21 protein-coding genes are annotated in these 21,238 nt (G+C 70.4%); 8 read left to right on the top strand and 13 right to left on the bottom strand.

Features of this window, described 5'->3' with window-relative positions; all coding sequences use genetic code 11:
• Nucleotide 1: 1 nt before the first annotated feature.
• On the top strand, nt 2-1,045 hold the full coding sequence (gene mgrA, locus V1351_RS12195; RefSeq protein ID WP_338748458.1) for an L-glyceraldehyde 3-phosphate reductase: 1,044 nt from the start codon (nt 2-4) through the stop codon (nt 1,043-1,045).
• Between the two features lie 112 nt (nt 1,046-1,157).
• Entirely contained in the window at nt 1,158-1,715 is a 558-nt protein-coding gene (locus V1351_RS12200; protein WP_338748459.1) for a glycine cleavage system protein R, read from the top strand.
• Between the two features lie 93 nt (nt 1,716-1,808).
• On the opposite strand, the gene V1351_RS12205 is transcribed toward V1351_RS12200, so the two are convergent.
• From V1351_RS12205 to glmS, 3 genes are all read right to left on the bottom strand, one after another.
• Nucleotides 1,809-3,290, bottom strand: coding sequence for a bifunctional ADP-dependent NAD(P)H-hydrate dehydratase/NAD(P)H-hydrate epimerase (locus tag V1351_RS12205; protein WP_338748461.1), 1,482 nt, complete (start codon nt 3,288-3,290; stop codon nt 1,809-1,811).
• Between the two features lie 120 nt (nt 3,291-3,410).
• Nucleotides 3,411-3,773, bottom strand: coding sequence for a holo-ACP synthase (locus V1351_RS12210; protein WP_338748463.1), 363 nt, complete (start codon nt 3,771-3,773; stop codon nt 3,411-3,413).
• Between the two features lie 16 nt (nt 3,774-3,789).
• Complete coding sequence (gene glmS, locus V1351_RS12215) at nt 3,790-5,649, bottom strand: glutamine--fructose-6-phosphate transaminase (isomerizing) (protein WP_338748464.1); 1,860 nt, start codon at nt 5,647-5,649, stop codon at nt 3,790-3,792.
• Between the two features lie 58 nt (nt 5,650-5,707).
• Here glmS and coaA point away from each other — a divergent pair, with 58 nt between their 5' ends.
• Nucleotides 5,708-6,664, top strand: coding sequence for a type I pantothenate kinase (coaA, locus tag V1351_RS12220; protein WP_338748465.1), 957 nt, complete (start codon nt 5,708-5,710; stop codon nt 6,662-6,664).
• Nucleotides 6,665-6,721: 57 nt separating this feature from the next.
• Here coaA and V1351_RS12225 read toward each other — a convergent pair whose 3' ends face one another.
• The 3 genes from V1351_RS12225 to V1351_RS12235 form a co-directional block, all read right to left on the bottom strand.
• Nucleotides 6,722-7,519, bottom strand: a complete 798-nt coding sequence (locus tag V1351_RS12225) for a hypothetical protein (protein ID WP_338748466.1) — start codon at nt 7,517-7,519, stop codon at nt 6,722-6,724.
• A 196-nt stretch (nt 7,520-7,715) separates the two neighbouring features.
• Nucleotides 7,716-9,110, bottom strand: a complete 1,395-nt coding sequence (locus V1351_RS12230; RefSeq protein ID WP_422389030.1) for a PhoH family protein — start codon at nt 9,108-9,110, stop codon at nt 7,716-7,718.
• Nucleotides 9,111-9,492: 382 nt separating this feature from the next.
• Entirely contained in the window at nt 9,493-10,248 is a 756-nt protein-coding gene (locus V1351_RS12235) for an isoprenyl transferase (protein WP_338748468.1), read from the bottom strand.
• A 126-nt stretch (nt 10,249-10,374) separates the two neighbouring features.
• Here V1351_RS12235 and trhA point away from each other — a divergent pair, with 126 nt between their 5' ends.
• The gene (trhA, locus tag V1351_RS12240; protein ID WP_338748469.1) at nt 10,375-11,121 is read left to right on the top strand and encodes a PAQR family membrane homeostasis protein TrhA; all 747 of its coding nucleotides are present in this window, start codon (nt 10,375-10,377) and stop codon (nt 11,119-11,121) included.
• On the opposite strand, the gene V1351_RS12245 is transcribed toward trhA, so the two are convergent.
• Both V1351_RS12245 and mca read right to left on the bottom strand, forming a co-directional pair.
• A complete protein-coding gene (locus tag V1351_RS12245; RefSeq protein WP_338748470.1) occupies nt 11,068-11,346 on the bottom strand; it encodes a hypothetical protein in 279 nt (92 codons plus the stop codon). The genes trhA and V1351_RS12245 overlap by 54 nt on opposite strands.
• Nucleotides 11,343-12,275 (bottom strand): mycothiol conjugate amidase Mca, encoded by a 933-nt coding sequence (mca, locus tag V1351_RS12250; protein WP_338752530.1) that lies wholly within the window; start codon nt 12,273-12,275, stop codon nt 11,343-11,345. The genes V1351_RS12245 and mca overlap by 4 nt, the downstream gene beginning before the upstream one ends.
• 164 nt (nt 12,276-12,439) lie before the next feature.
• On the opposite strand from mca, the gene V1351_RS12255 reads away from it, so the two are divergent.
• From V1351_RS12255 to msrA, 3 genes are all read left to right on the top strand, one after another.
• The gene (locus V1351_RS12255) at nt 12,440-12,862 is read left to right on the top strand and encodes a DUF4307 domain-containing protein (RefSeq protein WP_338748471.1); all 423 of its coding nucleotides are present in this window, start codon (nt 12,440-12,442) and stop codon (nt 12,860-12,862) included.
• Nucleotides 12,863-13,028: 166 nt separating this feature from the next.
• Complete coding sequence (greA, locus tag V1351_RS12260) at nt 13,029-13,526, top strand: transcription elongation factor GreA (RefSeq protein WP_338748472.1); 498 nt, start codon at nt 13,029-13,031, stop codon at nt 13,524-13,526.
• A 152-nt stretch (nt 13,527-13,678) separates the two neighbouring features.
• Nucleotides 13,679-14,377, top strand: coding sequence for a peptide-methionine (S)-S-oxide reductase MsrA (gene msrA / locus V1351_RS12265; RefSeq protein ID WP_338748473.1), 699 nt, complete (start codon nt 13,679-13,681; stop codon nt 14,375-14,377).
• A 3-nt stretch (nt 14,378-14,380) separates the two neighbouring features.
• Here msrA and V1351_RS12270 read toward each other — a convergent pair whose 3' ends face one another.
• Together V1351_RS12270 and V1351_RS12275 are read right to left on the bottom strand one after the other, a co-directional pair.
• Nucleotides 14,381-14,866 (bottom strand): DUF1992 domain-containing protein, encoded by a 486-nt coding sequence (locus V1351_RS12270; RefSeq protein WP_338748474.1) that lies wholly within the window; start codon nt 14,864-14,866, stop codon nt 14,381-14,383.
• A 30-nt stretch (nt 14,867-14,896) separates the two neighbouring features.
• Entirely contained in the window at nt 14,897-16,909 is a 2,013-nt protein-coding gene (locus V1351_RS12275; RefSeq protein ID WP_338748475.1) for an NADPH-dependent 2,4-dienoyl-CoA reductase, read from the bottom strand.
• Nucleotides 16,910-17,045: 136 nt separating this feature from the next.
• Between V1351_RS12275 and V1351_RS12280 the strand changes: the two genes are divergently transcribed.
• Nucleotides 17,046-18,041, top strand: coding sequence for an SGNH/GDSL hydrolase family protein (locus V1351_RS12280; protein ID WP_338748476.1), 996 nt, complete (start codon nt 17,046-17,048; stop codon nt 18,039-18,041).
• A 66-nt stretch (nt 18,042-18,107) separates the two neighbouring features.
• Here V1351_RS12280 and V1351_RS12285 read toward each other — a convergent pair whose 3' ends face one another.
• The 3 genes from V1351_RS12285 to V1351_RS12295 form a co-directional block, all read right to left on the bottom strand.
• Nucleotides 18,108-19,892: an S-layer homology domain-containing protein gene (locus V1351_RS12285; protein ID WP_338748477.1), complete on the bottom strand. Its 1,785-nt coding sequence runs from the start codon at nt 19,890-19,892 to the stop codon at nt 18,108-18,110.
• Between the two features lie 132 nt (nt 19,893-20,024).
• Nucleotides 20,025-20,285 (bottom strand): hypothetical protein, encoded by a 261-nt coding sequence (locus V1351_RS12290; RefSeq protein ID WP_338748478.1) that lies wholly within the window; start codon nt 20,283-20,285, stop codon nt 20,025-20,027.
• Between the two features lie 6 nt (nt 20,286-20,291).
• On the bottom strand, nt 20,292-21,194 hold the full coding sequence (locus V1351_RS12295) for a Bax inhibitor-1/YccA family protein (RefSeq protein ID WP_338748479.1): 903 nt from the start codon (nt 21,192-21,194) through the stop codon (nt 20,292-20,294).
• Nucleotides 21,195-21,238: the final 44 nt, after the last annotated feature.

The following is a 21,238-nucleotide window of genomic DNA, read 5'->3' on the forward strand; positions in this document are numbered from 1 at the left end:
CATGACCTATCGCACCGATGACTACCACGCCGCGGGCACCCGCTACGACACGATGGACTACCGCCGTTGCGGCCGGTCCGGGCTGGTCCTGCCGCCGATCTCCCTGGGTATGTGGCACAACTTCGGGGACGGCGAGTCGCTGGGGACGCAGCGCGCCGTCCTGCGTCGTGCCTTCGACCTGGGGGTGACGCACTTCGACCTCGCGAACAACTATGGCCCGCCCTACGGCTCGGCGGAGCGCAACTTCGGGACGATCTTCGCCGAGGACTTCCGCCCCTACCGCGACGAGATGATCATCTCGACCAAGGCCGGCTGGGACATGTGGCCCGGGCCCTACGGCCAGGGTGGCGGATCGCGCAAGTACCTCCTCGCCTCGCTGGACCAGTCGCTGCACCGGCTGGGGCTCGAGTACGTCGACATCTTCTACAGCCACCGCTTCGACCCGGACACTCCGCTCGAGGAGACGATGGGCGCGCTGGACGCGGCCGTGCGGGCCGGCAAGGCGCTCTACGTGGGCATCTCCTCCTACGGGTCGCAGCGCACGCGTGAGGCCTACGCGATCCTGCGTGAGCTGGGTACCCCGCTGCTCATCCACCAGCCGTCGTACTCGATGATCAACCGGTGGATCGAGGACGACCTCCTCGACACCCTCGAGGACCTCGGTGTCGGGTCGATTGCGTTCTCGCCACTGGCACAGGGTCTGCTGACCGGCAAGTACCTCGAGGGCATCCCCGGGGACTCGCGAGCCGCCCGGGACGGGACCGGGGTCGCCGACCAGCTGACCGAGGACAACCTGACGCGCATCCGCGGTCTGCACGCGATCGCGCAGGAGCGGGGTCAGTCCCTCGCCCAGATGGCACTCGCCTGGGCGCTGCGCGACCCCCGCGTGACCTCGGTGCTCGTCGGCGCACGGCACGTGGGCCAGCTGGAGAACAGTCTCGGGGCACTGGAGTCGACCGGCTTCACCGACGAGGAGCTGACCCGGATCGACCAGTACGCCGTCGAGGGCGGGATCAACTGGTGGGCCGAGTCGGCCCGGGGGTGACCCCTCGTCCGCTACGCACGGGCCGACCTGCCGCCCGCGGGCCCGAGGACCGCACCGGGACCGGTCGCGTCGAGAGCGGCCACGAGCGACGCGAGGGCGCTAACCTCGAGGCATGCGCACTGTCGTGGTCAGCCTGATTGCCGCGGACCGGCCCGGCCTGGTCGCCGAGCTCGCGGCCGCCGTCGCCGAGCAGGGTGGCAACTGGCTGGAGAGCCAGATGGGACGGCTCGGCGGCACCTTCGCCGGTGCCGTCCTGGTCGAGCTCGAGGAGGAGCGGGTCGAGGGGTTGACGAGCGCGGTGCGCGACCTGCGCGACGTCGACGTCGTGGAGGTGACGGCGGCGACCACCGCTGCGGACGCGGATGCGGGGCTCTCGCCGGTCCGAGTGGTCGTCATCGGCCAGGACCAGCCGGGCATCGTGCGCGAGGTGACCGTGGCGCTCGCCGACCGCGGCCTGGGCATCAGGGAGTTCCACACGTCCACCAGCGACGCCCCCATGAGCGGCGAACGGCTCTTCGAGGCCGTCGCGGTCGTCGGGGCGGCCCGGGACGTCGACCTCACCGACCTGCGCATCGCCCTGGACGAGGTGTCCGCGCAGCTGAGCCTGGACATCCGGCTCGATGACGGTGACGACAACCCCGCCTGGGGTGAGGTGCCCGAGCCGGCCTGACACCGCCGCCCTGGGGCCCGTGCCGACTGCCCGGGTCCTGCGCGGACCCCGAATGTGCCTGGGGTGGACTCGCGCCTGACCGGATGTGCCTGGTTACACCTGGGCAGACTCGGTGAGCAGGGCCGCGATGGTGGGCCCGATCGCATGAGCGACGGCGAGCGCCCGCACGGGTCCGCCGGGGTTGGCGTGCTCCGCGGCCCGTCCGTGGACGAGCACACCGAGGGAGGCGGCCGTCGTGGGGTCGAGGCCCGCAGCGAGCAGTGTCCCCACGAGCCCGGCGAGGACGTCACCCGACCCGGCCGTGGCGAGCCACGCGGGCGCCTCGTCGTGCACGTGCACCGGGCCGTCGGCATCGACGACGTGCGTGACCGCGCCCTTGAGCAGGACGGTGGCGCCGGTGAGCCGGGCGAGCATCCGGGCGTGCTCGAGCGGGTCGGCCTCGACCTCGGCCCGGGTGAGATCGCTCGTGCGGCCGCCCAACCGGGTGAGCGCGCGGGCGCACTCCCCCGCGTGCGGCGTGAGGAGGGTGGGCGCCCCACGGGGTCCGTCGAGGAGATCGAGGCCGCCCGCGTCGAGGAGGACCGGCAGGTCCGAGGCGAGGGCCGCACGGGCAGCAGCCAGCTGCTCGGCCGCCTCTTCGCCGGTGGCCTCCGGATCGAGACCGGAGCCGATGCACCAGGCCTGGACCCTCCCTTCGCCCGGGACGACCTCGGGGGCCGTCTGACGGACCAGGTCGGTCGGCGCCTGCGGGCCGACGTAGCGGACCATCCCGGCGCCCGCCGTCACCGCCGCGGTGCTCGCGAGCACCGCGGCTCCGGTGTACCGCTCGCCTCCGGCGACGATGCCGAGCACCCCTCGGGAGTACTTGTCGTCCTCGGTGGTCGGGACGGGCCAGAGAACCGGCACGTCGTCCGGGGTCAGCCGCACGACGGTCGGGGTGGCGTCGGTGAGGTCGAGACCGATGTCCAGGACGGTGAGGATCCCGCAGGTCGGCTCGGTCGACGGCAGCAGGTGGACGGCCTTGGGCGCCCCGAAGGTCACCGTCTCGTCCGCGAAGACCGCGTCCGCGACGACCTGCCTGCCCTCGACGGGCTGCCCGCTCGGGGTGTCGACGGCGATGACCCAGGTGCGGTCGCGGATGGCGTCCACCCACGGTCGGGCGAAGGGGGGAAGCCCCGGTCGACCACCGATGCCGGTGATGCCGTCGAGGACCACTTCGGCCCGGGCGATCGCGGTGAGCGCCTCGGCGCCGTCACCGGTGAGGACCCGAGCGCCCCGGGAGCGGGCCCGCTCGGCTGCCGCGGTGACGTTCGGCGAGGACTGCGGGTCCACGCACACGGCGGTGGCGTCGAATCCGCGACGAGCCAGACGCGCGATCGCGTAGAGGGTGTCGGCCCCGTTGTTGCCGGGGCCGATCAGCCCGGTGACCCGGCGGAAACCGCGGTCGCGCATGCGGGCGCTCGTCAGTCGGGCGACGCCTCTGGCGGCCCGACTCATCAGCTCCCCGCTCTCCAGGAGGTCGGGAAGAGCGGCCTCCGCCCGGCGGATCGTCTCGACTGAGTACCCGGTGATCACGTGTGCGACGTTACCGCCACCACGGAACGGACCCGACTGGGCACGACTTTCTCCCGGTTCGCCCGAGTTTCATACTCCTGCGAGGGCGGGGATTACCGGGTGACCCGATAATCGAGTGACTCAGGGAGCGCCGGCGGACTCGGCGATGACGATCGCGGTGGCGATGCCACCGTCGTGGCTGAGGGAGATGTGCAGTCGCGTCACTCCGAGCAGCTCGGCGCGGGCGGCGACGGCCCCGGTGATCACGAGGATCGGCTCGCCGTGCTCCCCCTTCGTCACCTCGGCCTCCTGCCACGGCAGGTCACCCGGGGTGCACAGCGCCTTGCCGGTGGCCTCCTTCGCCGCGAACCGTGCGGCGAGGGAGCGCAACGGCAGGTCACGCTCGGCCTCGGTGAAGACACGCTCGCGCAGTCCCGGCGTGCGGTCGAGCCGAGCGCCGAGGCGCGCCATGTCGACGACGTCGATCCCGACCCCGACGATCACCGCTTGCCCCTACCGCTCACTCGACCGTGACGGACTTGGCCAGGTTGCGCGGCTGGTCGACGTCCAGGCCCTTGGCCGTGGACAGGTGCAGTGCGAAGACCTGGAGCGGCACCACCGTCAGCAACGGCTGGAGCAGCGGCGAGGTGTGCGGCACCCTGATCACCTCGTCGGCGAAGGGGGTGACCTCCTCATCGCCCTCCTGCGCGACGACGAGCGTGCGGGCGCCGCGGGCGCGGATCTCCTGGATGTTGGAGACGACCTTCTTGTGCAGGTCGTTGGGGGTGTCCGGACCGGGCACGACGACGAAGACCGGCTGGCCGGGCTCGATGAGCGCGATCGGGCCGTGCTTGAGCTCACCGGCGGCGAAGCCCTCGGCGTGGATGTAGGCCAGCTCCTTGAGCTTCAGCGCACCCTCCATCGCGATCGGGAAGCCGACGTGGCGACCGAGGAAGAGCACCGCGCGGGTGTCCGACATGAAGCGGGCGATCTCCTCGACGCGGTCCATCGACGTCAGCAGCGAGGCGATCTTGTCCGGGACGGTGTGCAGCTCGGCCATGACCGACTTGGCGTCGTCGGCGAAGGTCTCTCCCCGCAGCTGCGCGAGGTAGAGCCCCAGGACGTAGCAGGCGGTGATCTGCGCGAGGAAGGCCTTGGTCGAGGCAACCGCGATCTCCGGGCCCGCGTGGGTGTAGAGCACCGCATCCGACTCGCGCGGGATCGTCGCACCGTGGGTGTTGCAGACCGAGACCGTCAGCGCGCCCAGCGAGCGAGCGTGGCGCACCGCCATCGCGGTGTCGGCGGTCTCGCCGGACTGGCTGATCGAGACCACGAGGGTGCGCTCGTCGACGATCGGGTCGCAGTAGCGGAATTCGTGGGCGAGGGCGACCTCCACCGGGATCCGGGTCCAGTGCTCGATGGCGTACTTGGCCACCGTGCCGGCGTAGGCGGCGGTGCCGCACGCGACGATCGTGATCCGGTCGACCGCCCGGAGCTTCTCCTCGTCGATGCGCAGCTCGTCCAGCATGAGCCGTCCCTCTGCGTCGGTGCGGCCGAGCAGGGTGTCCCCGACCGCCTGCGGCTGGTCGTGGATCTCCTTCTCCATGAAGGTGTCGAACCCGCCCTTCTCCGCAGCGGCCGCGTCCCAGGTGACCTCGTAGGGGCGACCGGCTCCCTCGGTGCCGTCGAAGTTGATCACCGAGTAGGTATCGGGCGTGATCGTGACGATCTGGTCCTGCTCCAACTCGACGGCCTGCTTCGTGTGGCCGATGAAGGCCGCCACGTCGGACCCGAGGAAGTTCTCCCCGTCGCCGAGTCCGACGACGAGTGGGCTGTTGCGCCGAGCGGCGACGACCACGTCGGGCTGGTCGGCGTGGACCACGAGCAAGGTGAACGCGCCCTCGAGGCGGCCCACCACCAGGCGCATCGCCTCGGTGAGGTCACCGGTCTCGGCGAAGGCCGCGGCCAGCATGTGTGCGGCCACCTCGGTGTCGGTCTCGGAGGTGAAGCTCACCCCCTGCTCGAGCAGTTCGCCCTTGAGGGCGTGGAAGTTCTCGACGATGCCGTTGTGGACGACCGCGATCTTGCCGTCCTGCCCGCCCCGGTGCGGGTGGGCGTTCTCGTCGGTCGGACCGCCGTGGGTGGCCCAGCGGGTGTGGCCGATGGCCGTCGCGGACACCGGGACCTCCTCCGACTCCAGGGCGGAACGCAGGTTGGCGAGCTTGCCGGCCCGCTTCTGCGCGAAGACCGTGTCGCCGGTGACCAGAGCGACACCCGCGGAGTCGTATCCGCGGTACTCGAGCCGCGAGAGGCCCTCCATGACGACGTCGAGGGAGCGGGCTCCGGCGTCGGGGCCGACGTATCCAACGATTCCACACATGCGGGACAGGCTAACCGCACCTGCATCGCCCACGGAGCACGTGCGACACAATGGGCCGGTGTCCTACGCCACCACGGCGACCGTGCCGTCCCCTTTCGTCGAGCTCGACCGCGATGCGTGGGCCCGCTTGCGGGAGAACCACCCCCTCAACCTCGACGAGGGCGACCTCGCCCGCCTGCGGGGCCTGAGCGACCCGATCGACCTCGACGAGGTGCAGGAGGTCTACCTCCCGCTCTCCCGGCTGCTGACCTTCTACGTGTCGGCCACGACGCGGCTGCACCGGATCACCTCGACCTTCCTCGGCGACCGTCCGCCGAAGGCGCCGTTCGTCATCGGCGTCGCCGGGTCCGTGGCGGTCGGCAAGTCCACGACCGCACGCATCCTGCGTGAGCTGATGCAGCGCTGGCCGGACACACCCAAGGTCGACCTCGTGACGACCGACGGGTTCCTCCTGCCGAACGCCGAGTTGGAACGCCGCGGGCTGCTGCAACGCAAGGGCTTCCCCGAGTCCTACGACCGTCGGGCGCTGCTGCGGTTCATGTCGGCCGTCAAGGCCGGCCAACCCGAGGTGCTGGCACCCGTCTACTCGCACCTGACCTACGACATCGTCCAGGGCGAGCAGATCGCCGTGCGCCAGCCCGACGTGCTCATCGTCGAGGGACTCAACGTCCTCCAGCCCCCCGGCGTACGGCAGGACGGGCGCTCGGGTCTTGCCGTCAGCGACTTCTTCGACTTCTCGGTCTACGTCGACGCCAAGGTGGACGACATCCGTCAGTGGTACGTCAACCGCTTCCTGCGGCTGCGGCAGACCTCCTTCGCCGACCCCCAGTCCTACTTCCACCGTTACGCGGACCTCACCGACGAGCAGGCCGAGGCCCGCGCACTGCACATCTTCGAGACGATCAACGAGCCCAACCTCGTCGACAACGTCCTGCCGACGCGGGGCCGGGCGACCCTCGTGCTGACGAAGGGGTCTGACCACCAGGTCCGCCGGATCCGGCTGCGCAAGCTCTGAAAAAACCCGGACGGTGCGACGCCTGACCCGGTTCGTCGCGGGCGGTGTCGTGCGGGCTCAGTACCAGTGCGGGTTCTGGTTGTTCCAGAAGTTCAGGGCGCCGCAGGGAGTGCCGTAGCTGAGCTTGATGTAGTTCAGACCCCAGTCGATCTGGGTGATCGGGTTGGTCTTCCAGTCACTGCCGTGGGAGGCCATCTTGTCCGCGGGCAGGGACTGCGGGATGCCATAGGCACCGGATGACGAGTTGGTCGCGTTCCACTCCCAGTCGCTCTCGCCGATCCACAGCTGCTCGAGACAGCCCCACTGGCCGTCGTCCCAGCCGTACTCGCGCATCAGCTCGATGGCGTAGGGCTTGGGATCCGCCTGGATCCCGGCGATCTGGGTGGAGGTGAAGTCGCGCTCGCTGATGGGCTTTGCGGCCTCCCTCTCCTCCTGCGCGGCCTTCTTCTTCCGTGCCTTCTTCTCGGCCTTCTCCTCCTTGGCCTTCTTCTGCTTCTCGGCCAGGCGGCGGGCCTCCTCACGGGAGGCGCTGCGGGAGACGTTGGTCGAGCGGCGGCTCTCGGCGAGCCGGGCGGTGTCCTGGTCGGTCGTGCCGACCGACCGGGTCGCCCGGTCCGCGTCTCCTCCGGCAGCGCTCTGCTGGGAGGTGACCAGGGCCGCGGACGAGATGCCCCCGGCGCCCATCGGATCACCGATGGCGACGGTGGCGCCGACCGAACCCAGCATCGCCACGGCGACCGCGCCACCGATGACGGGTCGTCGCGCGGCGGCTCGGATCGCCGCCGTTCCGCGACCGGGGCGCGACCGCGCCGCGTGCCGCGCTCCGTGCCGTGGCGTGTAGCTCGGCGAGCCCACGTCACCAGCTCCTTCCATGACGACAGCCACTCCGCGGGAGTGGCTGTTGAGGCAGGGACCGGCCGATGGCGCCACCCCGCTGTTACCGAGTCGAGACCTTAGTGGACCCCTGCCCTGCTGCCAACCCCGGGGTCCCCGCATGACGAAGGGGGTGCCCCGCCGGCTGCGGGGAACCCCCTTCGTCATGCGGCGCAGATCACATGTCGCTGCCCTCGAGCAGATCGGTCACCAACGCCGCGATCGGGCTGCGCTCGCTGCGGGTGAGGGTGACGTGCGAGAAGAGCGGGTGCCCCTTGAGCGTCTCGATGACCGCCGCGACCCCGTCGTGGCGACCGACGCGCAGGTTGTCGCGCTGGGCCACGTCGTGGGTGAGGACGATCTTGGAGTTCTGTCCGATGCGGGACATCACGGTCAGCAGGACATTGCGCTCCAGACTCTGTGCCTCGTCGACGATGACGAAGGCGTCGTGGAGGCTGCGGCCGCGGATGTGGGTCAGCGGCAGGACCTCGAGCATGTCGCGGTCGAGGATCTCCTCGACGACCTCCGTGGACACCACCGCGCCGAGGGTGTCGTGGACGGCCTGCGCCCACGGCCCCATCTTCTCGCTCTCGCTGCCCGGCAGGTAGCCCAGCTCCTGGCCACCGACGGCGTACAGCGGTCGGAAGACGATGACCTTGCGGTGCTGGCGCCGCTCCATGACCGCCTCGAGACCGGCGCACATCGCCAGCGCGCTCTTGCCCGTGCCGGCGCGCCCACCGAGGCTGACGATGCCGACGTCGGGGTCGAGCAGCAGGTCGAGGGCGATCCGCTGCTCGGCCGAGCGGCCGTGCAGGCCGAAGGCGTCCCGGTCGCCGCGTACCAGCCGCACCTGCTTGTCCGCGCCCACCCGGCCCAGGGCGTTGCCACGCTCGGAGATGATCTTCAACCCCGTGTGGCAGGGCATCTCCGCGGCGGCGAGATTCTCCACCCGCCCGGTCTGGTAGAGGTGGTCGACCTCCCCACCGCTCAGCTCCAGCTCGGCCATCCCGGTCCAGCCGGAATCCGCCCGGGTCTGCTCGTGGCGGTACTCCTGCGCGTCCAGACCCACGGCGGAGGCCTTGACCCGCATCGGCAGGTCCTTGGAGACGATCGTGACGTCGGCGCCCTCCAGGGAGAGGCTCGTGGCCACCGCGAGGATGCGGGTGTCGTTGTCGCCGAGCCTGAACCCCGAGGGCAGAACCTGCGGGTCGGTGTGGTTGAGCTCGACGCGCAGGGTCCCGCCGTCGCCGCCGACCTCGACCGGCGCGTCGAGGCGGCCGGCCTTGACCCGCAGGTCGTCGAGGAGACGCAACGCGGTGCGCGCGAAGTAGCCGAGCTCCGGGTGGTGTCGCTTGCCCTCGAGCTCGGTCACGACGACGACCGGCAGGACCACCTCGTGCTCCTTGAAGCGCAGCACCGCCCTCGGATCCGAGAGCAGGACCGAGGTGTCGACGACGTAGGTGCGACGTCCTTCGTCCCGGGGCGGGAGGGGCACTGGATCAACAGCAGCATCGGCCCCTGGGTCGAGCACGCTCCCGGCTTGCGTGCCTGAGGGGGTGACGGTCGGGGTCATCAGGTCGTCCACGTCTTCTCCTCGTCGGCGCCGCGCCGGGCAGGCGCGTGCGCGCCTACTCTCGGTACTGGTGCCGGGATGGAACCCGAGGCATGGGAAGGGGCCGCGATCGGCTCCTCCTGCGCAGCAGCAGCCCCATGTCGGCCTTCCCGTCAGGGCCGCGGGGTGCGACCCGTCAGGCATCACGCTAGGACCGATCCACAGCGGCACGCGGATGTGCCACGGCGTGTCCACCGATGCCACGAACGATTCACGTCGCGGTGACCTCATTCGCCACGCCTGTCACTCCTGCCCCACAGGCCCCTCCCCTTCGCACGAGCCCAAGCAGCTGCGAAGGGACGGGGGCCGGGCCGCGCAGGAGCCCACGCAGTCGCGAAGGGGGTCAGCCCCCGAAGCGCCGGTGCCGGTCGGCGTACGAGCGCAGGGCGCGCAGGAAGTCGACCCGACGGAACTCGGGCCAGTGGACCTCGCAGAAGTAGTACTCGCTGTGCGCGGACTGCCACAGCAGGAAGCCGGAGAGCCGTTGCTCGCCCGAGGTGCGGATGACGAGGTCGGGGTCGGGCTGGCCCTTGGTGTACAGGTGGTCACCGATGTCCTCGGACGTCAGCTCCGCGGCAACCTCGTCGAGAGTCGCCCCCTCCTCGGCCCGGGCGCGCAGCAGCGACCGCACCGCATCCGAGATCTCCTGCCGCCCCCCGTAGCCGACCGCGACGTTGACGACGAGCCCGTCGACCGCCGCCGTCTCCCCCTCGGCCCGGCGCAGCGCCGCTGCCGTCTGCTCGGGCAGCAGCTCCAGCGCCCCGGCCGGATGCAGCTGCCACCGACCGACCGACGCCAGGTCCGCCACGAGACCCTCGATGATCCGCAGCAGGTGGTCGAGTTCCTCCGGGGTGCGGGTCAGGTTGTCGGTCGAGAGCAGCCAGAGGGTGACCACCTCGACGCCCGCGTCCTCGCACCACTCCAGGAAGCTGGCGATGTTGGCCGCACCGGCCCGGTGCCCGTCATCGGCATTGCGTCCACGCGCCTTGGCGAACCGGCGGTTGCCGTCCACGATCATCCCCACGTGTCGCGGCACGGAGTCGCGGTTGAGCTGCCGGACGAGACGTCGCTCGTAGGCGCTGTAGAGCGGGTTGCGCACTCGCTGTCCTTCCCGTGGCGCGATGTCGACGCAGACAACCTACCGCCGTCGCCGGTGTCCGACCCCACACGGGACCCCACGGTCCGACGATGGCGAACCTACGCAGGCGTAAGTTACCGTGGACTGATGGAGTCCCCCCGCACCACGGAGTCGCGCCGCAGCGAGACCCGCCGCAGCGAGATCAAGGAGTTGGCCACCGACGTCGGTGAGCACGCCCACGCCTTCGTCGAAGCGGTCAAGCCCCATCTGCGCGGCTGGCTCCATCTGGTCATGGCGCCACTGGCGCTCATCGGAGGACTCATCCTCACCTCGACGGCCCCCACCCAAGGGGGCCGACTCGCGGCCATGATCTTCACCCTGACCGCCGGACTCCTCTTCGCGACCTCGGCGATCTACCATCGTGGCCACTGGGGCGCCCGCATGGGCGGGGCACTGCGACGGTGGGACCACGCGAACATCTTCCTGATCATCGCCGGCAGCTACACCCCCTTCGCGCTGATGCTCCCGCGTGAGCAGGCGGCCACGCTGCTCGGCACCGTCTGGACCGGCGCGATCCTGGGCGTGGTCTTCCGGGTGTTCTGGGTCGACGCGCCCCGCTGGCTGTACGTACCCGTCTACCTGGCGCTCGGATTCGTCGCCGTGTTCTACATCAAGCCGCTGCTCACCCACGGCGGGTGGACGATCCTCGCCTTCGTCATCGCCGGTGGAGCGCTCTACACCGCCGGCGCGGTCGTCTACGGGATCAAGCGACCCAACCCGTCACCGCGATGGTTCGGCTTCCACGAGATCTTCCACGCCCTGACCGTGCTGGCCTTCATCTCACACTTCGTCGCCGCGACGCTGGCCCTCTTCGGGCCCATCGCCCAGACCTGAGTCCCGCTCCCGGGTCGGCTGCCCGGCGGTCTCCCCCGGCCCCGGATTCGTCGGCGCGTCCCGGACCTGCCCCTGCTCCCGCTGCTCCTCCGCCCGCTCGGCGAGGTTCATCCGCCGCATCCGCGTGAACATGCTGCGCATCAGCAGCCACAGCGCGACGGCGAGGAAGAAGAACGCGACGAAGGCGAGGAACCCCGGCCCCACCTCGGTGCTCGGCGCGCTCATGACCACTCCTTCACTGTCGGGGCGACGCGGTCGTCACGCAGCAGTTCCAGGTCCGACCGGCCGGCGAGCGCGTCGGCCTCGGCCAGCGAGCTCGGGATGCCCGCGAAGAGGTCGTCCTCGTCGTCATCGGTCGCGACATGGCTCATCGCGAGCTCGTACTCCTCCGTCGGCCAGATCTCCGCCTGCAGGGAGTTGGGCACGGCGAAGAAGAACCCGTCCGGGTCGACCTGCGTCGCGTGCGCGCGCAGGGCGTCGTCACGCAGGTCGAAGTAGTCCGCCGCGTGCACCCGCGTGGTCACGTTGCGCTGCGGCCGCTTGCCGGCACGCTCGAGCCAGTCGACGAAGGGGGACTCCTTCCCCCGGGCGAGCAGCGCCTCGTGGAAGGCCTCGAAGCGGGCCCGGGTGAACCCGCCGTTGTAGTAGAGCTTCAACGGCTGCCACGGCTCACCCGCGTGCGGGAACCGATCCGGGTCACCGGCGGCCTCGAAGGCCGCGACGGAGACCCGGTGGGTCATCACGTGGTCAGGGTGGGGATAGCCGCCGTTCTCGTCGTACGTGGTGACCACGTGCGGACGGAAACGGCGGATCTCGCGCACGAGCGCCTCGGTCGCGACGTCCAGCGGCTCCAGGTAGAAGCAGCCGCGCGGCAGGGGCGGCAGGGGGTCCCCCTCGGGCAGGCCCGAGTCGACGAAGCCCAGCCAGGACTGCTGGACGCCGAGGACCTGGCGAGCGGCCTCCATCTCGTCACGACGCACCTGGGAGATGTCGCGCAGGATGTGCGGGTCGTCCTTGAGCTTGGGGTTGAGGACGTCGCCGCGTTCGCCGCCGGTGCACGTGACGACGAGGACCTCCGCGCCCTCACGGACGTACTTGGCCGTCGTCGCCGCTCCCTTGCTCGACTCGTCGTCGGGATGGGCGTGCACGGCCATGAGCCTGAGTGCTTCCACGGGTGTGTCCTCCCGGACAGGTGTGTGCCGCGCGGGCCGGTGTGCCGCCGCGGTCTGGTGTCACGGACAATGGAGGCATTGTCTCACCGAGCACCCGGCGCCCTCCACACGACTGGCGACCGGCCCCCTTCGCCCGCAGGAGAAGCATGAGCACCGACGCGCAGGAACCCCACCACTGGGACCCCGAGCGCGAGGAGGCCGCAGCGGAGGCCGACCCCGATCGCGGCAGTCGACGGTGGTGGGCCATCGGCACGGTCCTGGTCGCCGTGGCCGTGGCGTTGACGGTGTGGTTCGGCGTCTCGAGCACGCAGGACGCGGTCACCGCGACCGATGTCGGCTTCGAGCACACCGGTGAGCGGGAGATCACGATGATCTTCGACCTGACCCGCAAGCCGGGTACGACGGTCTCCTGCACGATCACCGCCATGGACGGGGACTACGGACGGGTCGGTACGGCCCAGCACGAGGTCCCGGCGAGCCGGGAGCGCACGACCCGCGTCAGGGCCGCTGTGCGCACCACGACTCCGGCCGTCACCGCGACCGTCCAGCAGTGCTCGGCTGTGGATTGATATCTGCATCCGACGGTTTTGGCGTTAGACTGGGGTCACACGCAACCGTGGGTCTGGACCGATTGGGTCCAGACCTTTGTGCATCATCACTCGATTCGATGGCGCGCCACGGTGACCATCCGCGCACGTCCACCCGGCGTCGCCGCGGCCAAGGCAAGGAGTACCCGTGACCCAGACCGCGTCCAACGCGACCTACCTGACCCAGGAGGCCTACGACCGACTGCAGACGGAGCTGCGCGAGCTCTCCGGTCCCGGTCGTGTGGAGATCGCCAAGCGCATCGAGGCCGCCCGGGAAGAAGGCGACCTCAAGGAGAACGGCGGATACCACGCGGCCAAGGAGGAGCAGGGCAAGATGGAGGCCCGCATCCGCCAGCTGACCCAGATCCTGCAGAACGCCTCCGTGGGGGAGGCACCGCCGGACGACGGGGTCGTCGAGCCGGGCATGGTCGTGACCGTCGAGCTCTTCGGTGACGAGGAGACCTTCCTCCTCGGCTCCCGCGAGATCGCTGACGGCGACGACGCCCTCGACGTCTACTCGGAGCAGTCCCCGATGGGCAAGGCCATCAACGGCCAGAAGGTCGGCGAGACCCACTCCTACCTCGCACCCACGGGCAAGACGATCGAGGTCAAGATCCTCAAGGCGAAGCCCTACTCGACGTCCTGAGGCACCTGACTGCATGGTCCGCGGGCGAGACGATCGTCCACGGCCACCGCCTCGAAGGGGGAGGTCCCGGCACCCCGCCGGAACCTCCCCCTTCGTCGTGCCGTCACTCCCCGACGACGCAGGCCCCTTGCGCGACCTGAGAGAATGGGGACATGTTCGGTCGTCAGCTCCCGCCCATGCCCACCGCCGAGACCGCCCTGCCCGGTCGCGCGGAGCGGGCCTTTTCCGTACCGGAGCGCCACCTCGTCCTCGACACCCCGCTCGAGGGACCGTGGCCGCAGGGCACCGAGGTCCTGTACGTCGCGATGGGCTGCTTCTGGGGTGCCGAGCGCATCTTCTGGCAGATGCCCGGCGTGATCACGACCGCGGCCGGGTACATGGGCGGGTTCACGACCCACCCGACCTACGAGGAGACGTGCAGCGGGCAGACCGGGCACACCGAGAGCGTCCTGATCGCCTACGACCCGGAGCGCACCCAGCCGGAGCTGCTGCTCAAGGCGTTCTGGGAGAACCATGACCCGACGACGCCCAACCGTCAGGGCAACGACGTCGGCACCCAGTACCGCTCGGCGATCTACTGGACGAGCGAGGAGCAGCGCCAGGCCGTCGAAGCGACGGCGGCGGCCTTCGAGCAGGAGCTGGCACGACACGACCTGCCGGCGATCAGCACCGAGATGCGCCCGGCCAGCGAGGTGGGGCAGTTCTGGTACGCGGAGGACTTCCACCAGCAGTACCTCCACCGCAACCCGGCCGGCTACTGCAACCACGGCCCCAACGGCCTCACCTGCCAGGTCGGGATCCTGCGCCAGGACGAGCTGCCCGCCCAGCAGGACATCGCCCCGCCGACGTAGCGGTCAACGACCCAGCAGGCGCCGCCACCACGACCGGCGCGACGGGGGTGCGACCGGCTCGGTCGGCGCGGTCATCGCGCCGGCGCGAGCCCGCTCGGTCCGCAGTTCTCGCCACCGGGCGACCATCTCCTCGACGTCCACGGTCGGAACGACCGGCGGGGAGTACCTGCCGAGCACCGGACGTCGACGCTCGTCGAGGACGCGCGCGTTGAAGTCGCGCAGCAACTCTCGGACATTGTCCTCGCGGGTCTGCCCGACGAGGGACTGCGGGTAGCCGGCACCCTCGCGGCGCAGCTGCATCACCGGCGGGAGTGCGTCAGCGGCATCCAGACCCTCGCGGTCCATCATCTTCTTCACCCACCAGTCCGGGTCGCGGTCCTCCAGACCGCGTAACGGCTTGCCGGCGCCGGGGAGGTTGTCGAACTCCCCTCGCTCGGTCGCCTCGCGGATCTGCTTGTCGACCCAGTCCCGGTGTGACGGCACGCTCATGACACTCCAGTGTGGCACTGCGTCCCGGGGTCAGAGCGCCGCGGCCAGCTCGGTTCCCTGACGGATCGCCCGCTTCGCATCCAGCTCGGCGGCGACATCCGCGCCACCGATGACGTGCGCGTCGACCCCCATCGCCCGCAGCGGCTCGACGAGGTCACGCACGGACTCCTGCCCGGTGCACACGACGACGGTGTCGACCGCCAACGTCTTCGGCTTGCCGTCGACGGTCAGGTGCAGGCCCTCGTCGTCGATGCGCTCGTACGAGGCGCCGGTGATCTGGTGCACGCCCTTGGCCCGGATCGCCATGCGATGCACCCAACCGGTGGTCTTGCCCAGGCCCGCGCCGATCTTGCTCTCCTTGCGTTGGACGAGGTGGACGGTGCGCGGTGAGGCCTGGGGGTGGGGCTCCTTCAGACCGCCCCGCTGGGCGGACGAGGGGTCCACCCCCCACTCGTCCTGCCACTCCTTGATGTCCAGCGTCGGCGACTCGATCGTCGTCAGCAGCTCGGTGACGTCGACGCCGATGCCGCCGGCCCCGATGACCGCGACCCGCTCCCCCACCTCGCGGGTGCCCAGCACGGCCTCCGGGTAGGACACGACCATCGGGTGATCGATCCCCTCGATCTGCGGGATGCGCGGCGTGACACCGGTGGCGACGATCACCTCGTCGAATCCCGCCAGGTCGCTCACGTCCGCCCGACGTTCCAGGTGGACGATGACGCCTCGGCGCTCCAGCTCGCCCTTGAAGTAACGAATCGTCTCGGCGAACTCCTCCTTGCCGGGGATGCGCATCGCGAGCGCGAACTGCCCGCCGATCTCCTCCCCCGCTTCGAAGAGCTCGACGTGGTGACCTCGCTCGGCCGCGGCGACGGCGGCCGACAGCCCGGCCGGACCGCCACCGACGACGGCGACGCGCTTGCGGCGAGCCGTCGGGGAGAGCACCAGTTCGGTCTCGTGGCCGGCGCGCGGGTTGACCAGGCACGAGGCGACCTTGCGTTGGAAGGTGTGGTCGAGGCAGGCCTGGTTGCAGGCGATGCAGGTGTTGATCTCCTCGCCACGCCCCTCGAGCGCCTTGGTGCCCCACTGCGGGTCGGCGAGCCACGGACGCGCCATCTGCACCAGGTCGGCCTGCCCCGCGGCAAGCGCCTGCTCGGCCTGGTCGGGCATGTTGATGCGGTTGCTCGTGACGACGGGGACGCTCACGTGCGGACGCAACCTCTCGGCGACCTCGGTGAAGGCCATCCGCGGCACCGAGGTGACGATCGTGGGTACTCGCGCCTCGTGCCAGCCGATTCCCGTGGAGATGATCGTCGCGCCGGCGGCCTCGATCTCCGTGGCCAGCGTCTGGATCTCCTCCCAGGTCTGTCCACCCTCGACGAGGTCGAGGATGGACAGTCGGTAGACGAGGATGAAGTCCTCGCCGACGGCAGCCCGCACCGCGCGCACGATCTCGGTGGCGACACGTCGTCGGTTCGCGGGGGTCCCACCCCACCCGTCCGTGCGCTGGTTCGTCCGGGGCGCGAGGAACTGGTTGATGAAGTAGCCCTCGGAACCCATCACCTCGACGCCGTCGTAGCCGGCTTCGCGCGCCAGCTCGGCTGCCCGGGCGAAGGCACGGATCTGGCGACGGACCCCCTTCTCGCTCAGCGCCCGGGCGGTGAACGGGTTGATCGGCGCCTTCGTCCGCGATGCCGAGACCGAGTACGGGTGGTAGCTGTACCGACCGGCGTGCAGGAGCTGCAGGGCGATCGTCCCGCCCTCACGGTGGACGGCGTCGGTCACCTGTCGGTGCCGTCGCGCCTCGCGGCTGGTGGTCATCTTCGAGGCGAAGGGGTAGAGCGTCCCCTCGATGTTCGGGGCGAAACCGCCGGTGATGATCAGCCCGGCGCCGCCCTTCGCCCGCTCTGCGTAGAAGGCCGCGAGCCGCTCGAAGTCCTTGGCCTTGTCCTCCAGCCCGGTGTGCATCGACCCCATGATCGTTCGGTTGCGCAGGGTGGTGAAGCCCAGGTCGAGCGGGGCGAAGAGGTTCGGGTACTCGGTCATGTCGTCCTCGGGTCCGGCAGCGGGTCTGTCTGCACCGAAGGATGCCAGATGCAGGCTTCTCGTCCGCCTTTCGTTGGCAATGTCACGTGGGGATGACAAGGTTGGCTGCGGGACGACCGTGACGACGAGGAGAGCCATGGCAGTGCTGGGCAGGATCGCCGGACGGGCACTCATCGGCGCTGCCGGCACCGCCCTCGCCGGGGCTGCGGCGGCGGGACTCGGCTACGGGCTGATCCAGGCCGAGGCGAAGATGACCCGCCGGATCGTCGGCAACCCCTTCGATGGCGCCCCCGACGACGACGGGGTCTACGGTGCTGCACCCGGGGAGCCGGTGCGCCTACTCGTCCTCGGCGACTCCACCGCTGCCGGGATGGGCGCCGACAACCGGTACCACACGATCGGCGCGATCCTAGCGACCGGGCTCGCGGCGATCATGGGACGCCCGGTGGAGCTGACCAACGAAGCGGTCGTCGGGGCGGAGTCATCCGATCTCAGCGCCCAGCTCTCCCGCGGGCTGGCCCGCATCGACCAGGCAGACGTCGCGGTCATCCTCATCGGCGCCAACGACGTCACCCACCGCATCGACCGATCGGTCTCGGTCAAGCACCTCCAGCGGACGGTGCGCTACCTGCGCATCCTCGACGTCCCGGTCGTGGTCGGCACCTGTCCGGACCTGGGGACGGTCGAGCCGGTGCCCTTCCCCCTGAACAAGCTGCTGCGCCAGTGGAGCCGCGAGCTCGCTGCCGCCCAGACGGTGGCAGCCGTCGAGGCCGGTGCTCGCACGGTGTCCCTGGCCGACCTGCTCGGGCCGGAGTTCGAGTCGAGCCCCTCGGTGATGTTCAGCCAGGACCGTTTCCACCCCTCGGCCGCCGGCTACGCGCGCGTCGCGTCGGCGCTGTTGCCGACCGTCGCCGCCGAGGTCGACGCGTGGCCGGAGAATGCGCTGGGCGACACCGCGCCGGAGCCGAGCCGCGGCGAGGGCATCGGCTCGCTCGACGACGCCGCCGAGCGAGCGGCAGCCTCCCCGGGCACGGAGGTGGGTCCGGCGGAGGTCAAGGGCCACCGCGCCGGCCCGCGCGGCCCGTGGGCGATGCTGCGGCGCCGTGGTGGGCACGAGGTCACCGACGTGTAGGAGGCACGCACCTGTCCCCGGTCGCCGTTTCGGTGGCGAGGAGGGCGGCCGGTCGGGACCGTCCGCTCAGACGCCCATCATCTCCCGCGAGCGGTACAGGAAGGCCGCCATGGCCTCGCGGGTGATTGTGCTCTTCGGGCGGAACGTCCCGTCGGCATGGCCCGTGGTCAGACCCTGATCCGCGATCCAGGCGATGTGGTCCTCGAACTGGGTCCCGGCGATGTCACTGAACTCGTAGGGCGCAGTGGCGTCGGGCACTCTCCCCTCGAGCAGGAACCTGGTCATGAAGGCCGCCATCGCCTCACGCGAGATCCGCTTCTTGGGACCGAACGTACCGTCCGCATAGCCCGTGGTGATGCGCTCGTCCTGGAGCCAGGCGATCTCCCTGGCGAACGCGCTCGACGAGTCGACGTCCGTGAAGTCGGGCGCACTCTCCACCGCGGGCCTGCCCGCCGCCCGGTACAAGAACGCCGCCATCGCCTCACGCGAGATGTCGTCCTTCGGCCCGAAGGTCCCGTCGGCGTAACCCATCGTGATCCGCTCGTCCTTCAGCCAACCGATCTCCTTGGTGAAGTCGGTCGTCGCCGCAGTCACGTCCGGGAACGGTGGTGGCTCCTGGTCGGGCAGCAGCGCGGCGGTGTCCCGGCGGATCGTCGGCAGCTGTGCGTAGAGGGCGCCTCCCGGGCAGGCCGTGGCGAAGGCGTCGCGGTGTCCGCTGATCGCGTTGAACCGATCGCCGTTGATGGTCACCGTTGAGGCGGGGTCCACCCCGTTCCGGCCCAGCTTCCACGCGAACAGCTCGGCGTAGGCCCTTAGCACCGCGGCATTCGCCGTCTTGCTCTGGTAGTTGCCCAGGACGCTCATGGCGAAGGACTGCGAGTTGTACCCGAGGGTGTGTGCGCCGATCACGGGCTCGGCCACTCCGCCGTAGCGGCCCTCGAAGATGCGCCCGAACTTGTCGACGAGGAAGTTGTAGCCGATGTCGTCCCAGCCACGACCCTGCACGTGGTACGTGTAGATCGAGCGAACGATCCCCGCGGCGTCACTGCGGGCGTAGGTGTTCGTCCCGGCCGTGTGGTGGACGAACGCGCCATTGATCTCGCCGTACGACGGATCCCTGCGGCGAATCGACTCGTCCGCTCCCCACTGCGCGCGGGTGATGATCCCCGGCTGGGTTCCTTCAGCGACGGCGCTGCCCGCCGACAGCGACTTCTGGTCGACCTGTGCATCCTGAGCAGCTGACTTCGGGTCGATGAGGTTGACCTTCATCCCCCGGGGTGCAGTGCCGTCCTCGGCCTCGACCCGGACCTGCACGCCATCAGACTCGGGGACGATCAGCGGGTCCGTTCCCGCCCGGGTCCCCTCCTGCGCCTCACCGGTCCCCGGGTCGGGCCCGTGGCCGTCGGCCGAGGGCACGTACTCCCAGTCGGACCACGTCTGGTCTGCGGTCCTCGTACGCACCCAGACGGTCACCGGCTCCTGCTCGCTCTCCCAGGTCAGTCCGAGGGCGGAGAATCTCTGGGTGTGGCGCTTCTTCGTGATGGCGACCAGCTCGTCATCGTCCGGCGCGACCGGCTCGTGGCCCGGCGCAGTCCGCAGGGCCCTGTTCTCGGGTCGATGCGCCGTCTCCGGGAGGTTGTACCCGACCCCGGCCGTGTCCTTGACGGCCTCCTGGCTGATGCCGGCGACCGGCACCGCCTCCATCGAGGTGGTGACCGGCTCGGCCCCGTCGCCACTGGCGTCAACGATGGCCGTCGGCCCGATGACCAGGGCCGCAGCGACCGCGGCCGCGAGCGGGAGCCGAAGGACGAGGACGCGGGTGACGGAGAGCCACGGGTGTGCGGTGCGCATGAGCAGTGGGACTTTCGGTGGGGGCGGATTCCCGCGTACGTTACCCCGGTCACACCGCCCATGTGAGATGAGGGCCGTTCCGACGCGGGCCTCCCGGCCCCGCCCGGTGCGTCCCGGCACCGGGATAGGCGGTCAACCGCTCCAGTGCAGGCGAAGGGAGGCGAGCCGATCCGCGAGACCGGCACCGCCCCCTTCGCCCCGGCAGGAATCGAAGACCACGACGCGCAACTGGTCCATGACCACGGCCGGGCCGAGGTCGGGCAGTTCCTCCCCGGCAACCTCCGCGAGGAAGTCGTGCACCTCCGGGAGCGCGTCGGCCGCGCGGTCCAGCGGCAGTTGACGCCACCTGCGGACCGCGCGGTCGAGTTCACGCTCGACGTCCGGCGGGAGCACGAGGTGTCAGTCGGAGCGCAGGCGACCCAGGAGGCGCAGGATCTCCAGGTACAGCCACACCAGGGTGATGAGCAGTCCGATGGCCAGCGTCCAGGCGAAGGTCGACGGCAGTCCGGCGTCGATCGCCTTGTCGATGTTGTCGAAGTCGAGCGTGAGCATGACGGCGGCCAGGCCGATCGCGAAGAGCGAGATGCCGATCCCCATCCAGCCGGTGCCACCGAAGCCGAACGGCGAACCGTCGAAGAAGAGCATGTAGCCCAGGTTGATCAGGGAGAAGACGAAGTAGCCCATGACCATCATCGAGACGATCGAGCGGAACTTGTCGGTCACCTTGATGACGCCGGTCTTGTACAGCAGCAGCATCGAGCCGAAGACGCACAGGGTCGCCAAGATCGCCTGCGTGACGATCGACTCGAAGATGCTGCCTCCCGAGGCGTCGAAGTACATGTGGTAGCTCTGGCTGATCGCACCGACGAAGACGCCCTCGACGACCGAGTAGATCATCGCGAGTGCCGCGCTGACCGGCTTGCGTCGGAAGCCGATGTACAGCCCCAGGCCCAAGGTGCCCACCAGGCCGACCATGAAGAGCACCCCGCCGATGGCGGGTGACATGGCCGAGGCGGTCCAGGCGACGGCGGCCACCGCCACGAGCACTGCGAAGAGCGCACCGGTGCGCGTGATCACGTCGTCGATCGTGATGGCCCGACCGCCACCACCGTCCCCGCCGAGCCCGGGGCCGGTGCCGGGCTCGCCGAAACCGGGCTGCGGTCGGCCGAGGTCCTGCTGGCCGTACCGTCCCGGCTGTCCGGGCGCGTACCCCTGCTGGCTGCGCGCGCCGGACTCGCGGAAGCCCGCGTAGCCGCCGCGCTGCGCGCCGTCGGCGACCCGGTTGAGTAGTGGGTTGCTCATGGGTGGGCCCTCCTGGGGACTCTGCGCGACCGGTGGCCGCAGTG

The sequence above is a fragment of the Janibacter sp. A1S7 genome (genome assembly GCF_037198315.1).
GTDB lineage: Bacteria > Actinomycetota > Actinomycetes > Actinomycetales > Dermatophilaceae > Janibacter > Janibacter alittae.

What these genes read in the sequence shown, in the direction of transcription:
- V1351_RS12295 (WP_338748479.1), bottom strand. Translation starts at nt 21,194, where the DNA reads ATGAGCAACCCACTACTCAACCGGGTCGCCGACGGCGCGCAGCGCGGC.
- V1351_RS12280 (WP_338748476.1), top strand. Translation starts at nt 17,046, where the DNA reads ATGGCAGTGCTGGGCAGGATCGCCGGACGGGCACTCATCGGCGCTGCC.
- V1351_RS12270 (WP_338748474.1), bottom strand. Translation starts at nt 14,866, where the DNA reads ATGAGCGTGCCGTCACACCGGGACTGGGTCGACAAGCAGATCCGCGAG.
- trhA (WP_338748469.1), top strand. Translation starts at nt 10,375, where the DNA reads ATGGAGTCCCCCCGCACCACGGAGTCGCGCCGCAGCGAGACCCGCCGC.
- msrA (WP_338748473.1), top strand. Translation starts at nt 13,679, where the DNA reads ATGTTCGGTCGTCAGCTCCCGCCCATGCCCACCGCCGAGACCGCCCTG.
- V1351_RS12245 (WP_338748470.1), bottom strand. Translation starts at nt 11,346, where the DNA reads ATGAGCGCGCCGAGCACCGAGGTGGGGCCGGGGTTCCTCGCCTTCGTC.
- V1351_RS12275 (WP_338748475.1), bottom strand. Translation starts at nt 16,909, where the DNA reads ATGACCGAGTACCCGAACCTCTTCGCCCCGCTCGACCTGGGCTTCACC.
- mgrA (WP_338748458.1), top strand. Translation starts at nt 2, where the DNA reads ATGACCTATCGCACCGATGACTACCACGCCGCGGGCACCCGCTACGAC.
- glmS (WP_338748464.1), bottom strand. Translation starts at nt 5,649, where the DNA reads ATGTGTGGAATCGTTGGATACGTCGGCCCCGACGCCGGAGCCCGCTCC.
- V1351_RS12285 (WP_338748477.1), bottom strand. Translation starts at nt 19,892, where the DNA reads ATGCGCACCGCACACCCGTGGCTCTCCGTCACCCGCGTCCTCGTCCTT.
- V1351_RS12200 (WP_338748459.1), top strand. Translation starts at nt 1,158, where the DNA reads ATGCGCACTGTCGTGGTCAGCCTGATTGCCGCGGACCGGCCCGGCCTG.
- V1351_RS12255 (WP_338748471.1), top strand. Translation starts at nt 12,440, where the DNA reads ATGAGCACCGACGCGCAGGAACCCCACCACTGGGACCCCGAGCGCGAG.
- mca (WP_338752530.1), bottom strand. Translation starts at nt 12,275, where the DNA reads ATGGCCGTGCACGCCCATCCCGACGACGAGTCGAGCAAGGGAGCGGCG.
- V1351_RS12230 (WP_422389030.1), bottom strand. Translation starts at nt 9,110, where the DNA reads ATGACCCCGACCGTCACCCCCTCAGGCACGCAAGCCGGGAGCGTGCTC.